This window comes from Treponema sp. (assembly GCF_051883275.1).
Lineage (GTDB): Bacteria > Spirochaetota > Spirochaetia > Treponematales > Treponemataceae > Treponema_D.
In genome coordinates, this window is record NZ_JBJETK010000013.1 from 53,974 (window position 1) to 68,499 (window position 14,526).

The 14,526-nt window shown below is 44.8% G+C and carries 10 protein-coding genes and 1 tRNA gene; 9 read left to right on the forward strand and 2 right to left on the reverse strand.

Going from position 1 to position 14,526, the window contains the following annotated elements; genetic code table 11:
* Genes mreD through ACI4L0_RS01375 form a run of 4 tightly spaced genes read left to right on the forward strand, consistent with a single transcriptional unit; the run spans position 1 to position 6,402 of the window.
* Positions 1-513, forward strand: coding sequence for a rod shape-determining protein MreD (gene mreD / locus ACI4L0_RS01360; protein ID WP_439798376.1), 513 nt, complete (start codon positions 1-3; stop codon positions 511-513).
* Positions 510-2,423 (forward strand): penicillin-binding protein 2, encoded by a 1,914-nt coding sequence (gene mrdA, locus ACI4L0_RS01365; protein ID WP_439798377.1) that lies wholly within the window; start codon positions 510-512, stop codon positions 2,421-2,423. The genes mreD and mrdA overlap by 4 nt, the downstream gene beginning before the upstream one ends.
* Positions 2,420-3,739 (forward strand): rod shape-determining protein RodA, encoded by a 1,320-nt coding sequence (rodA, locus tag ACI4L0_RS01370; RefSeq protein ID WP_439798378.1) that lies wholly within the window; start codon positions 2,420-2,422, stop codon positions 3,737-3,739. The genes mrdA and rodA overlap by 4 nt, the downstream gene beginning before the upstream one ends.
* Positions 3,736-6,402: a TIGR03960 family B12-binding radical SAM protein gene (locus ACI4L0_RS01375; protein WP_439798379.1), complete on the forward strand. Its 2,667-nt coding sequence runs from the start codon at positions 3,736-3,738 to the stop codon at positions 6,400-6,402. The genes rodA and ACI4L0_RS01375 overlap by 4 nt, the downstream gene beginning before the upstream one ends.
* A gap of 147 nt (positions 6,403-6,549) precedes the next feature.
* On the opposite strand, the gene mfd is transcribed toward ACI4L0_RS01375, so the two are convergent.
* A complete protein-coding gene (gene mfd / locus ACI4L0_RS01380) occupies positions 6,550-10,293 on the reverse strand; it encodes a transcription-repair coupling factor (RefSeq protein ID WP_439798380.1) in 3,744 nt (1,247 codons plus the stop codon).
* Positions 10,294-10,403: 110 nt separating this feature from the next.
* Between mfd and ACI4L0_RS01385 the strand changes: the two genes are divergently transcribed.
* The 4 genes from ACI4L0_RS01385 (at position 10,404) to ACI4L0_RS01400 (ending at position 12,571) form a co-directional block, all read left to right on the forward strand.
* Complete coding sequence (locus ACI4L0_RS01385; RefSeq protein WP_439798382.1) at positions 10,404-11,381, forward strand: hypothetical protein; 978 nt, start codon at positions 10,404-10,406, stop codon at positions 11,379-11,381.
* Positions 11,381-11,767, forward strand: coding sequence for a zinc ribbon domain-containing protein (locus tag ACI4L0_RS01390; protein ID WP_439798383.1), 387 nt, complete (start codon positions 11,381-11,383; stop codon positions 11,765-11,767). Before ACI4L0_RS01385 ends, ACI4L0_RS01390 begins: the two co-directional genes overlap by 1 nt.
* 13 nt (positions 11,768-11,780) lie before the next feature.
* Positions 11,781-12,401: an NUDIX hydrolase N-terminal domain-containing protein gene (locus tag ACI4L0_RS01395; RefSeq protein WP_439798384.1), complete on the forward strand. Its 621-nt coding sequence runs from the start codon at positions 11,781-11,783 to the stop codon at positions 12,399-12,401.
* An 86-nt stretch (positions 12,402-12,487) separates the two neighbouring features.
* Positions 12,488-12,571 (forward strand) — tRNA-Leu (locus ACI4L0_RS01400).
* On the opposite strand, the gene ACI4L0_RS01405 is transcribed toward ACI4L0_RS01400, so the two are convergent.
* Positions 12,553-13,281, reverse strand: a complete 729-nt coding sequence (locus ACI4L0_RS01405; protein WP_439798385.1) for an HAD family hydrolase — start codon at positions 13,279-13,281, stop codon at positions 12,553-12,555. The two genes, ACI4L0_RS01400 and ACI4L0_RS01405, sit on opposite strands and share 19 nt — an antisense overlap.
* An 85-nt stretch (positions 13,282-13,366) precedes the next feature.
* Between ACI4L0_RS01405 and alr the strand changes: the two genes are divergently transcribed.
* Positions 13,367-14,521, forward strand: coding sequence for an alanine racemase (gene alr, locus ACI4L0_RS01410; protein ID WP_439798386.1), 1,155 nt, complete (start codon positions 13,367-13,369; stop codon positions 14,519-14,521).
* The last annotated feature ends 5 nt before the right edge of the window (positions 14,522-14,526 follow it).

The window sequence follows — 14,526 nt, forward strand, 5'->3', positions numbered from 1 at the left end:
ATGATTCGTTCCTTTTTTTCTGCATCCGTTATTTTGTTTTTTGTTTCAGTTTTTGAAGCTGCTGTTCTTTCCAATATTGTATTTCTTCCTGCTTTGCCGGATTTGTCGCTGATTTGTGTTCTGTTTTTTTCGATAAGCAACGGAAAGATAATCGGCGAGTCAACGGGCTTTGTTTCAGGTCTTCTGCTTGATTTTCTGAGCCTGTGTCCGCTTGGGCTTAACTGTCTGCTTCGCTCGCTGCTCGGTTATGTGGGCGGCATTTTCAACAAATCTCTGAACACAGAGGGATTTTTTGTTCCGTTTTTTCTTGGAGCCTGTGTTACAATTTTGAAGGTTGTTTTGATTCAGCTGATTTCCATTTTTTTCCCGATGGCTGTTGTTTCCTATAAGATATTTTCGTTTAATTTTTTGTTTGAGATTTTGCTGAACAGTTTTTTGTGTCCGTTCATTTTTGCATTTTTGAGGCTGTTTAAAAACAGTGTTGTGATGAAGCCGGAGACTATTTTTCAATGAGCGGAAGAAATAATTTGGGCATGGGTCTTGAGAATTCTGAAGAGAAAGGCAGTTCCCTTAGAAGAAATTACAAGATTTCCTTTTTGAGGGGGTTGATTTTTATTATTTTTGCCCTTTATGCGCTCAAGCTTTTCAGCCTCCAGATTCTTGAGGGGGCGCAGTATCAGAACCGCTCGGTGAGGATTTCAAGGACTGTGACAACGATTGCGGCCCAGCGCGGTGAAATTTTTGACAGAAAGGCAAATCTTCCCATGGTTATCAACACTGATTCTTTTGCCGTCGACCTGATTCCCGGGGAAATTTCACAGAACTATTTTGATACTGTCGCAACAAAGCTTGCAGGTTTTCTTGGAATTTCAAAGTCTGTCATTGACACTAAAATTCCGCCGGAGCTTAGAAAAAGCTTTTCGCCTATTGAAATAAAAACAAATGTTCCTTTTGAAGTGATTTCTGATATCGCGGAAAATATCACAGATCTGCCGGGGGTTTCATGGAGAAACAAGCCGGTCCGCTATTACGCTGAAACCGGTTCCATGAGCCACGTTTTGGGCTATGTGGGCGATATTACAAATGAAGAGCTGAAGCTTATGTATAACAAAGGTTATACTTCAAATTCGATTGTGGGAAAAACAGGAATTGAGCGGCAGTACGACAGCCTTCTTCAGGGAAAGGAAGGAAGCATAAGCCGCACAGTTGATGTCCACGGGCGCATTTTGAACGAAGCTCCGGTTGTAGTTCCCCCTGTGAGCGGAAAAAATCTGGTGCTTACCATTGACAGCGAAATTCAGACTCTGGCGGAAAAGGCACTCGGCGAGCGAATCGGGGCTGCTGTTGTTCTCAAGCCTGCATCTGGGGAAATTCTTGCGATGGTTTCCTATCCGTATTTTGATGCGAATATTTTTTCACGGGGCGATGCTTCATCCCAGTATACGCAGCTCGCCGCAGATAAAAACAAGCCAATGCTCAACAGGGTTGTGAATGCTGAATATCCGCCTGCATCTACCTTTAAGATTATCATGAGCACCGCGGTTCTTTCTGAAAAAGTTTTTCCGTCTGAAAAGAAAATAGAATGTCCCGGACGGATTACGTATGGTGATAGAGTTTTCCGCTGCCACATCGGTGTTCCCGGACACGGATGGCTTGACTTGAAAAATGCGCTCGCCCAGAGCTGCGATGTTTATTTCTGGGTCATAGGAACTGAATACCTTGGAGTTGAAAGAATCGCCAGTTATTCAAAGGAATTCGGATTCGGCCAGAGCCTTGGAATTGATCTTCCGGCGCAGAGTGTCGGTTTTGTGCCGACTCCGCAGTGGAAGGAAAGACGCTACCATGAAAAATGGCTCGGCGGCGATACAATGAATATGTCAATCGGGCAGGGCTATACGCTTGCAACGCCTCTTCATGTGGCGAATATGATGGCGATGGTCTGCAACAGCGGAAAAATTTACCGTCCGCATCTGCTCAAGGAAGTCAGGGATTCTCTGAACAATTCAATACAGGAAATTCAGCCGGAAGTCATGCATGAATCCACGGTTGCGCCTGAAGTCTGGAAAGAGATACAGCGGAATTTGCGGTATACTATTTCAGATGGAACTGCTGTTTATCCGATGCATAATACTTCTGTTCAGATTGCCGGAAAAACCGGAACAGCGGAGGTCAACGGAGTGGGGAAAAACCACTGGCATTCTTGGATGGTTGCCTATGCTCCGTTCGATGCGCCGCCGGAGGATCAGGTTGTAGTGGCTGTTCTTGTTGAGGCTGTAAATACATGGGAATGGTGGGCGCCTTATGCCACAAATATAATTATCCAGGGAATTTTCAACAATCAGACTTTTGAGGAGTCTGTGGATGCCCTGAAATTCCGCTATCTGCTGAACAGGCAGGGTGCTTCTGGAGGAAGGCGGGAATGAAAGTACGTTTTTTTAGCTCAATTGATTATATTCTCCTTCTGTGCGTTCTTTTTTTGATATCAGTGGGAATTGCGTTTATATATTCCTCCGGAATTAATTCAAACGGAATTCTTGTTTCAAATGAATACATAAAGCAGATTGTCTGGTTTGCCATCGGTTTAGCCGTTATGATTGTCATGGCTCTTCTTGACTACAGGCGGCTTGAGCGGTATTCCTGGCATTTTTTTGTTTTTATGTCTGTAGTTCTTGTCTACACAAAACTTTTCGGAAGGTATGTAAACGGAGCTAGAAGCTGGATTGGAATCGGAGATTTGGGAATTCAGCCTTCTGAGCTCATGAAGATTTCCTTTGTGCTTTATCTTGCTCGCTATCTTGACAAGTCCTATGCGGAAAAGCCGATAAAGCGTTTTGCATTTGCAATATACATAATGATGGTTCCAATGGGGCTTATACTTCTTCAGCCTGACCTTGGAACTGCCAGTGTTTTTGTTCCCATTTTTCTTTTTATGTGCTTTATGGCCGATGTTCCTGTCCGCTATCTTATGATTGTTTTTCTGACTGGATTGTTGACCGTCGTTTTTGCCGTTCTTCCGATCTGGGAAACTGAAATACTTCGGAAAAGCGTGCCTATAATTCATATTCTTTCAAATACAAAGCTTTGGCTTCTGGTGCTTTTTGCTTCCATGGGAATATGCATAATTGGAATTCTTGGGAATATGTTCTTCAGAAAAAAATACTATTACTGGATTACATATTTTTTCGGAATACTTTCAGCAGCTCTTGTAGGCTCATGGGGATGCGGCAAGGTTCTAAAGTCGTATCAGATTGCCCGCCTTATTGTGTTTATAGATCCGAACAGCGATCCAAAGGGGGCAGGGTGGAATATAATTCAGTCAAAGACAGCCATCGGCGCCGGACAGCTTTTGGGAAGGGGCTTTATGCAGGGGTCGCAGAGCCATCTCCGCTTTCTTCCGCAGCAGAGCACTGACTTTATTTTCAGTATTTTTTCAGAGGAAATGGGCTTTCTGGGGGGAATTGTTTTGTTCCTTGTTTTTTTTACGGTGCTTCTCAGGATAACTTATATAATACGGCAGACAAATAATTCCTACAGCTGCTATATCGCCTCCGGAATTCTTGGAATGTTCTTTTTTCACTTTATCGTAAATGTCGGAATGGTTATGGGAATAATGCCTATAACAGGAATTCCTTTGCCGTTCCTTTCTTACGGAGGTTCTGCGCTTTTGACTAATATGCTTGCAATAGGACTTTTGATGAGCATCAGCAGCCGCCGCCTGGACTTCAAGACTGCCCTATGAAAAATTCTTTTCTTGTAGAGCCGCTCAAGGTTTTCGGCACAAGCTTAAATGGCGTGCAGTCTCCCTCCAGATATATTGGCGGAGAATTCAAAGCTACTGTCAAGCCGCACAGTGATTCTGACGGGCTTTTTAATTTTGCTGTGGCTTTTCCTGATTTGTATGAAATCGCAATGTCGAACCTTGCCGTGAAGATTATCTACAACGGATTGAATCAGCTTGGCAATGTAAGGTGCGAGCGTGTTTTTGCGCCTGATGTTGACTTTGAAAAGCTTCTGCGTGAAAATGACGTTCCTTTGTATACGCTTGAAACTGGAATTCCTCTTTTTAAGGCAGATATGATAGGCTTTTCGATCGGGTATGAGCTTGGAATCACTGAAGTTCTGGCTATGCTTGACTTGGGGAAAATTCATCTGCTTGCCTGTGAGCGCAGTGAATTCGAGCCGATTGTTATAGCTGGCGGCTGCGGTGTTACAAATCCGGCGCCGTTCAGTGATTTTTTTGACGCGGTTTTTATTGGTGAAGCCGAGCCTGCGCTTTTTTCTCTGGTTGAAGAGCTTTCCCTGCGGAAGAAGGAGGGCGCATCCAGAAAAGAGCTGATTGAGCTGATGGAGTCCAAGCCTTTTATATGGACAAAAAGAAAGCACCTTGAAAATAAAACCGCCAGAAGGGCAGTGCAGGCTGATTTTGGTCTTGTGCGCTCTGTTCCGTCGTGGTTTCCGCTTCCGTCCTGCAAGCCTGTCCAGGATCATGGGGTTGTTGAGATAATGCGCGGCTGCCCGAACGGATGCCGATTCTGCCATGCAGGAATTTACTACCGCCCCATGAGGGTAAAAAACAGGAATCTGATAATAGAAGAAATAGATCATCTTGTATTTGACGCAGGATACAGGGAAATAAGCCTGAATTCGCTGAGCAGCGCAGATTTCCCCGATGTTTCAGGGCTGCTTGACGAGCTTAACGAGCGCTACAAGGGGCTGAATGTTTCCTTTCAGCTTCCGTCGCTCAAGGTCAATGCTTTTTCCCTTGATATTCTTGAAAAGCTTTCAAAAGTCCGAAGGAGCGGTCTTACATTTGCGGTTGAAACTCCGGATGAAATGTGGCAGCTGAGCCTCAACAAGGAGGTTTATGCAAGCCATCTTGAGGAAATCATCAGGGAGGCAAAAAGCCGTGGATGGTCAAGCGCAAAATTCTATTTCATGGTGGGACTTCCGCTCGGAGATTATTTTTCACAGCGGACTTTGCCTGCTGGTGCTGAAGGCAGCGAAGAAAAAGCGATTGTAGATTTTATGCTGGATCTCCAGTCAAGGGTGAAAATACAGTGTAATGTAAATGTCGGAGTTTTTATTCCAAAGCCGCATACTCCTTATGAGCGTGTAAAGCAGATAGACCCCAAAACAGCCGAAGAAAAAATCGAGTATATTTTCAGGAACCTTCCGCGCGGAAAATTCAAGATGTCCCGGCATAATTACAATGCCACAGTTCTAGAAGGCCTTTTGAGCCGCGGCGATTTTAGGGCTGGAAGTGTTATTCTCAATGCCTATAAAAAAGGTGTCCGTTTTGATGCCTGGGATGATTATCTGCAGAAGGGTTTTTCTCTGTGGAAGGAAGCCTTTGCAGAAGCGGATTTTGATGTTGAGAAATGGATTTTTAGAAATTGGGATGAAGGGGAGCTTCCATGGAAATCAGTGAGTCTTGGGCCTTCGTCCGGGTTCTATGAAAAGGAATGGAAAAAATCCATTGCACATGAGCTGACTGAAAAGTGTACCCCGAACTGCACCCATAAATGCGGTGTCTGCAACAAAAAGGAAAATACTGAAGTTTTTGATAAAGATAAAATAGAATCAGCTTTAACATGTCTAAAAAATAATACAGTTATTGACAGGGTTCAGTTTCCTGAGTGCAATATTCCGGTTCTTTACAGGGTTATTTTTAATTTTTCAAGGAAAAACGGCGGCGAATTCATAGCATATTTGTCACAGGTTGAAATTTTTCATAAGGCTGTTTTCCGCTCGGGGCTTGATTTTGTGTTTACGTCGGGCTTTAATCCGCTTCCGAGGCTGGAATTTGCCACTGCGATGACGCTGGGAATTCCTTCCCATGAAGAGTCCGCATCCTGTCTGCTTTACACTGAAATTTCGTCCTCGGAATTTGTATCAAAAATGAACAGTGTTCTGCCTTCAGGGCTTCAGATAACGGAAGCGTTTGTTTTTCCTGTGACCAATCTGCGTAAGAGGGAATCATTGAGCCAGGGGCTTTGGGGAGGTGTGTACAGATACAGCTTTTTCAATGATCCGGCTGCCTTTGCGGCTTCCCGGCAGTTCCGTGAATTCGCTGAAAAAAATCCACTGGCGGAATTTGATTTTAAGAAAGAAAACTTGACTGCTGTTCTTCCTGTGAGCGACAAGGCTTTGCGTCAGGCGATGGAGTCTTTTTATGAAAAAAAGTGGTATGAGGTTTCCCGGATAGAAAAGCTGCATACTCTTGCAAAAAATGAAGTCGGCGGATGGACTGTTGAAGATGAGGATATGTGGAGAAGAAACAACCGGAATTTTGTAAAATCCGCTCCAAAGTCCAGCGGAACAAAGCCTGTTTCTTATATGGAGCTTTATTCGCAGATTGCCAGGGTGAATATTGATTTGATAAACAAAAGAGCTGAATTCTGATTCCCACATACAGGAAAGTTTGATGGATATCAGTGTTTTTTGTGTATAGTTTACTGACTATAATGCGTATTCTGTCTACTAAAATCTCCAGTTCCTTTTCTTTTTCCGTCCGTTATCCTTCTGGACTTTCCTTTTTCAAAGTTCAAATCATATCAGCTGCTCAAGCTTTTCCTTTATAAATTCGCTTTTGCTTTTCAAGTCAATGGTTCCGGTCTGAAGAATAATCTGGTTTGGCCTTGCCGGGTCAAGCTTTACTCTTCCGGAGCTTGATTGTATCAATCCTATTACTTTGTCTATGTTTATCTTTGAAACTCTGCTGAATTCTATCTGGACAATGCCTTGCTTTTCCTTCAGGGAACTGACTGAAAGCCTGTTGCAGATTATGCGGATTTTAGCGAGGCTTAGCAGGCTGACTACTTCATCAGGAACAGGCCCGAATCTGTCAAAAAGCTCTTCCCATACTGCGTCCAGGGAATCCTGTGTCTGCACGGAAGCGATTTTCTTGTACAGCTCCATTTTTGTCTGCGCGTCCTTTATATAGGAATCAGGAATGAAGCCTGTGTATTCAAGCTCAAGCAGAACTTCGTCCGGGGAATGCCAGTCGCTGTTGGAAAGCCGCTCTATTGCTGAATTCAGCAGGTTCAGGTACATTTCGAAACCGACAGCGTAAATTTCACCGCTCTGGTCTTTTCCCAGAAGATTTCCGGCTCCGCGGATTTCCATGTCCTTCATTGCAATCTTGAATCCTGAGCCAAGCTCTGTAAAATCGCTTATAACCTGAAGCCTCTTCATTGCAACTTCGCTTAAAGCCTTGTCCCTGGGATAAAAAAGATATGCGTATGCCTTTCTGTCGCTGCGGCCCACTCGCCCCCTGAGCTGGTAAAGCTGGCTAACTCCGTACATGTCGGCTCTGTCTATTATGATTGTGTTCACGTTTGGAATATCGATTCCGTTTTCAATTATTGTCGTGGCAACAAGAATATGAAATCCTCCCATCTTAAACCGCCTGAAGATGTCGTCAAGCTCTTCGCTGGTCATTTTTCCGTGCGCTGTTTCGACCAGCATTTCCGGAAGAAGCCGCTCAAGCCTGAGCCGTGTTTCGTCCAGCGTTTCAACGCGGTTGTGAAGAAAGAATACCTGCCCTCCCCGCTGGACTTCATTTCTGACTGCCGCGGCGATTTTTTCGTCGTTGTATTCTTCGATGACTGTTTCAATCGGCTGTCTGTTCTGCGGCGGTGTCGTGAGAAGCGACATATCCCTGATTTTCAGCAGGCTCATGTGGAGTGTCCTCGGAATTGGCGTTGCGCTCATTGCAAGGCAGTCGATGTTCGTTTTCAGAGTCTTCAGTTTTTCCTTGTCCTTCACTCCGAATCTCTGCTCTTCGTCAATTATCATCAGCCCCAGATCCTTGAACACTACATCTTTCTGGAGAATTCTGTGGGTTCCGATAAGAATGTCGATTTCTCCGTTTTGAAGCTTTGCCAGTGTCTTTTTCTGCTCTGACGGCGGAATAAAGCGCGAAAGCTGGGCGATTGTCACCGGAAAATTTCTGAAGCGCTCTGTGCAGTTTTCAAAGTGCTGCTCTGCGAGAATTGTAGTCGGCGCAAGGAATGCCACCTGTTTTCCGCCCATTACAGCCTTGAATGCCGCCCGCATTGCTATTTCAGTTTTTCCGTAGCCCACATCACCGCAGACCAGGCGATCCATGGGGACAGGTTTTTCCATATCTTCCTTGATTTCCCTGGTGGCAGAAAACTGATCTGCTGTGTCCTCGTATGGAAAAGCCGCCTCGAACGCCGCATTCCATTCTGTATCCTTTGGAAACGGAAAACCGCGGGATGCCTTTCGCTTGGAATACAAGTCGATGAGTTTTTCTGCGATTTCCTCCACTTTTTTCTGGACTTTTGATTTTCTTTCAGACCAGCTTTTTGAGCCGATTCTGTCGAGCCGCGGATGTTCGTTTTCGCTGCCGATATAACGCTGAACCATGTTGACCTGCTCTATCGGAATGAATGCGATTTCCTCGTCAGCGTACTCCAGCTTTATATAGTCGCGCTCCATTCCCATTGTGCGTACACGCTCTATGCCCTTGAACAGACCTATTCCGTAGTTTACGTGCACAACATAGTCGCCGGGCGTAAGCTCTACAAATGTGTCGATTGCGCGGGATTTTGCTTTCCTTGCTGATTTCGGAATGTTTTTCTTGCGCCCGAATATTTCGTTTTCCTGGATTACAAGAAGCTTTTCGCTGGAAATCATAAAGCCTGAGGTAAGCGCATTCGGAAAAATTGTAACTCCGCCGGGAGCGCAGAATTCCTTTATGACTTCCTGTATTCTTGCGGCTTGATTTGCGTTGTCTGCGTACACAAAAATGCTGTAGTTTTCCCTGCTGAAGGCTTCAAGCTGCTCCTTGAGATAGGCGATGTTTCCAAAGTAGCTTTGCCCCGGCTCGCTCTGAAGTTCCACAGAGGTACAGAATGAAACCGGACTGTCCTGTGATCCTTCCTCGGAATTGCTCAGAGTGTCAAGTGTTCTGAATGCAGTGAGCCTTCTGCACGATGAGGCCAGAGTGAAAAAATCCAGCTGGACTGTATCTGGCTGAAACACCGGAAGATTCTGTCTTGCCAGCCTGTATGCGGCATTACATTCGTTTTCCAGCATTTTTTTTGCGTTTACAAGCCTGTCCCAGTCAAGGCAGAAAACGTCAGTGTCTTCTGTTATATAGTCCAGAACAGAATAAAGCTTGTCAAACAGCACGGGATAGAAAAGCTCTTCTCCCTCGGTTGTCCCGAATTCTGCAAGCTCTGAAATTATACGTTCCTGTTCTTTTTTTGCGTTTTCTGTGAGTGAAAGATGCACCGCTTGTGCAACTGATGACTGTTTGTTAGTTGGATTTTCGTCTGCTGTATCTGTCGGTTCGGCTTCTGACCGGTCGTTATTTTCTGAATTTTCAACAGATTTTTGCTGTTTTTCAAATGAACGGTTGTTAGTTATCTGGCGTTTTGCCATGTCATATTCAGCAAAGCTGTTTTTGATTCCACCCTGGTCTTCTTTTTCCCATTCCGAGGTAAGTTTTTCTATGAGGGCTTCATTCCAGACAACTTCTTTCTGCGGATAGATTACAAGCCTGTCTATGCTTTCCCTGGATGCCTGTGTTTCAGTGTCAAACAGCTTTATCTGGCTGATTGTGTCAAAGTCAAAGACAATTCTGTGCGCCGAGCTTTCTCCGCTCATGAAAATTTCAAGGACTTCACCGCGGAGTACAAATTCGCCCTTCATTCCTATTTTTGGCACCCTTAGATATCCCTGGGATGCAAGCTTTTCTGCGAGTTTTTCGGGGTCAAATTCCTGGCCCTTTCTTAGGACTGTAATCTGGCTCCTTGTATAGGCGGCGGGTGGCACAGGTGTAAGGAACGCTCTCTGCGGAATTATAAAAATCCGGGGCTTTTCTGAAACCGGATTTCTGACAGCGAGCTTTGCAAGAAGTCCTGCCCTTTCGCCGAAAACAGCGGAGCCTTTTGCGCTTGGCCTGTAAGGAATAGTTCCCCACCAGGGAAATTTAAAGATGCCGGCTTCGTCCTCAAAAACTGTGGCGAGGTCAGACTCACATTCGTCCGCCTCTTTCTGTGTGGGAACAACAATAACCGTGTCCTTCTGAAACTGCTGGTTTTTGTTTTCGTACTGTGCCTGGTGTATTCTGTTTTGCAGGTGCCTTTCAGCTATCTGCCTGATGAAAAATGCCGGAAGGCTGCCTTTTAGTCCTGAAACCTGAAGCGGAAAACTACCCTGCTCCGAATCTGCGCACTGCACCGCCGCCGCATGGAATTCCTTGCATGAATTCATTCTGGCAATCAGCGGATTTTGAATTTTTGTTGATAATGTATTTTTCATAATTGTCCGATGATATAATAAATAGATAAGATAATCTTCTTATTTTAGCTTTATTTTAGGGGAATTGCAAAGCCCTGGACAAAAAAAAGGTTTTCCCCGGGAGTATTTTTGTGAACATAAAACGCTTTTTGCTTGCGGTTATATCATTTTCCTGTGTTCTTTCCTTTGCGCAGGTTGCCGGGACGGACAAAGCTGAAGACAGCGGCGCGGACGTTTCAATAAAATTCTATGACAGGACGATTTATTATCCGGGCAGCCCCGAGGAAAATCCGGTTTATGTTTATATAACAGTTTCAAACCGCGGAAATTCGACACTCAGATTTAAGATTGCCGACGACAAGATGTTTTCTGTTGACTTCATCGGATTCAATGTAAAAAAAAGACAGCTCGCTTCAACCCAGAGCCTTGTGAGAAAGCGCACGACCAACCAGACCGTGTATTTCCGCGAAATTTCACTTGAGCCTGGCGAGGAGTATTCATTCCGTGAAAACCTGAAGGATTACCTTGAGATAAAGGATCCTTCGATTTATTACGTAGAACTGAAATTTTATCCTGAACTGTACAGGAACAAATCTGTCAGCCTGACTTCAAACCGTCTCAGCCTTGAGATTCGCCCGAGCCCGTCTGCTGCGTCCTCTACTGCCCTGCCTGTTGAGGCGAACAGTGCTGTCGTTCTTCAGCCGGAGGACATCGGGCCTGATCGTGTTGTTGAGCAGACTATTGTTGCGCGGCAGAAAAGCCTGTGGGATCAGTTTTTCCTGTATATAGATCTTGAGGAAATGCTCAAGCGCGACCCTTCACGCGGAAGAAAATACAATCTTGCCGGGGCGGATGAGCGCGCTGATATGCTGCGTTCGTTCAAGGCGGAGCTTATGCTTCAGCGCATTGACTATGATATTGTGGCTATTCCTGCAAAATTCAAAATTGAAACAACTTCTTATTCGCAGACTGAAGGATCTGTGAAGGTTCTTGAGTGGTTTAAAAATGACAATTTCATGGAGCGCAAGCGGTATACTTACTATGTGCGCCAGAGGGATGGAATTTGGCAGATTTATGACTACACCGTTGATAATCTGGGTACTGAATAATGGCTGATGCAAAGAAGGCGAAGTATTTTTGCGAAGGCTGCGGCTCCGAGGTTGTTCCTGACGCGAAATTCTGTCCGAAATGCGGACGGTTTTTTGCGGCGGTCAGATGCCCTAACTGCGGCCACATAGGAACTGTAAGAAATTTCATCAAGGGCTGTCCTGCCTGCCACTATGCGATGAGCAAGGATGAAATTTACGGAGAGCCTTCCTCCCAGGGCAGAAAAAAAAGGCTTTCCGCCAGTTCAAGAAAAAAAATAAAGAAGGCTTTTAAAAATCATCAGCCCGCTTCTCTTTTTTCCGACGATGTTCCCGCCTGGCTCTTTTTTGCAAGCATTATAGCTTTGATTGTGATATTCGCGGTTCTTTTTATACGCTGCAAAAACTGACAAAGGATAGCTTATGGATAAGAACGAACAATGGCTGCAATGGGCAGTGGAATTACAAGCTATTGCTCAAGCCGGTTTGTTTTATGGAAAGGATAAATTTGATTTAGAGCGTTATAAAAGAATTCGAGAGATTTCAGCTGAAATACTTAGCTTTAAAACAGAAATATCTATTGATAAAGTAAGAAAACTATTCTGCAATGAAACCGGATATCAAACTCCTAAAATTGATACAAGAGCGGCAATTTTTAATAATGAAAAAATACTGTTAGTCCATGAAGCTAATGGAACGTGGTCATTGCCGGGCGGCTGGTGCGATGTCGATATTTCAGTTGCGGAAAATACAATAAAGGAAGTAAAAGAGGAAGCGGGTCTTGATGTTTTAGTAAAGCGCGTTATTGCGGTTCAGGACAGAGAAAAACATAATCTGCCTGTATATACATATAAGGTGTGCAAGATATTCATGCAATGTGAAGTGACCGGCGGTGAATTTGCAGCCAATATTGAAACAACGGGCTTTGATTATTTTGGAATCGATGAGCTTCCGGAGCTTGCAGAAGAAAAAAACAACAGGGAGCAAATTGAGATGTGTTTTAAAGCCATGAAGTCAGATACATGGGAAGCTTTGTTTGATTAGTTTCCGTTTTTTTTAAACTGATTTCAGCTGTATTCAAGATGTTCCCTTGACAAAGAACGGATATTTAAATATACTATATTGAAATTGCCCAGGTGGTGGAATTGGTAGACACGCTAGTTTCAGGTACTAGAGTCCGCAAGGATGTACGAGTTCAAGTCTCGTTCTGGGCATGCTTCTGTTCAATAATTCCTGTCATTTCATAAAAATCCTTTATTTCGGCATAAAACGGTTTTTCACTTTCGATGCGGAGCGGAGCTTGGCGTTTCCTGTTCAGGTAAAAGCAGTTTATTCCGAGTTTTCTGGCTGGAACTATGTCATGCTCCGTGCTGTCGCCTACATACCATGTTTTGTCCCTGGGCGTTTCTGAAAGCTCCATTGCCTTTTGAAAAATCGTAGGGTCGGGCTTGCTTGCTCCTGCTTCCGAGGAAATCACGATTGGGCTGAAAAATTCAGTGATGCCTGCCCTTTTCAGTTTTGAGCGCTGGTTTTCTGAGTCTCCGTTTGTTATTATGCCCATGCGGATTTTCAGGCTGGAAAGTTTTTCAAGCGCTGGAAGTGCATCGCTGAAAAGTGAATATTCCGCTTCGTAGGTTGTCCAGTAGAGAGTGAATCTTCTGTCAAGCTCTTCCCCGGATTTTACAGGTGAACCGTTGAGCTCGAATATTTTTGCTATGCGGCTTTTTCTCTGCCCGTCAAAGGTCAGTTTTCCGGCCGAATATTCATCAAAAAAATACTGCGCCCATTTTTTCCACTGAATTTTGAATTCATCGAAATCCATGGAAATTTCGTTTCTGTATTTTTCAAACACTGCCTGTATGCCGCGGTTTTCGGCCGTTTCAAAGTCCATGAGAGTTCTGTCCAGATCAAAGAAAACTGTCATTCCAAGAAAATATCATTTTTTTCCGATGTTTTCCACCCCTTGCGTTCGCTTGACAAAACTTTTCATTTTGCTAAACTTTTTTTCTATGCGCGTTACAAGGGCTTTGATTCATTTGGACAATCTAAAGGAAAATATCAGGCAGATACGGACTTTTATTCAGCCTGAAACAAAAATGTGCGTTGCTGTGAAGGCGGATGCATACGGTCATGGTGCTGTCCAGTGTGCAAGGGCTGCTCTTGAGGCTGGCGCTGATTTTCTTTCAGTTGCGACATGCGCGGAAGGAATTGAGCTTAGGAATGCAGGGATAAAAGCTCATGTTCTGATGCTGAGCCTCTGCTCTCCTGATGAAGTTGATGATGCTGTTTCTGCGGAAATTACTCCGCTTGTGTTTGACAGTGAATATATAGGGCTTTTTTCTGATTCATGCAGAAAACAGGGAAAGCGGAATTTTGCGGTTCATCTTGCGGTGGATACCGGCATGGGAAGAATCGGCTGTCTTCCGTCTGAGGCTGGAGAAATTGCTTCCGAGATACAAAACAGCGGTGTGCTTTCGCTTGAAGGAACTGCCACGCATTTTGCAATGAGCGACTGCGTTTCAGCTGCGGGAAAAGAATATACTGCGCTTCAGTTCAGGAATTTTTTACAGGCGATTGACAGCATAAAGTCTGCCGGGATAAATCCGGGAATCTGCCACTGTGCGAATTCTGCGGCCACGCTTGACTGTCCCCAGATGCATCTTGGAATGGTTCGCCCTGGGATTATTGTGTACGGCTACTATGCGGATGAAGTTTCGCGCGAGTATCTGGCTTCGGCTGGAAAACCTCTGGAGCTTCGGCCTGTTATGACTGTGGAAAGCGCAGTGTCAGCTGTTCGCCCGTTTGCCAGCGGTAAATTTGTAGGCTATGGGTGCACATGGAAGTCTTCTTCTGATACCAATATCGGGGTCATTCCTGTTGGGTATGCAGACGGCTGGTTCAGAAGATTTTCGCAGTGCGGTGTAAAAATCGCTGTGGGCGGAAAAAACTATCCTATCTGCGGCCGGATCTGCATGGACCAGTGCATGATAGACCTTGGAAATTCCTGCTCAGTAAAGAGATGGGACAAGGCTGTCTTGTTCGGAGACAGCTCGGACGGCGCGCTTCAGACTGCTGATGACATCGCACGTCTTACAGGCACTATCTCCTATGAGATAACATGCGGAATTTCAAAAAGGGTTCCTCGTGTCTTTATAGATTCCTGAGGCCG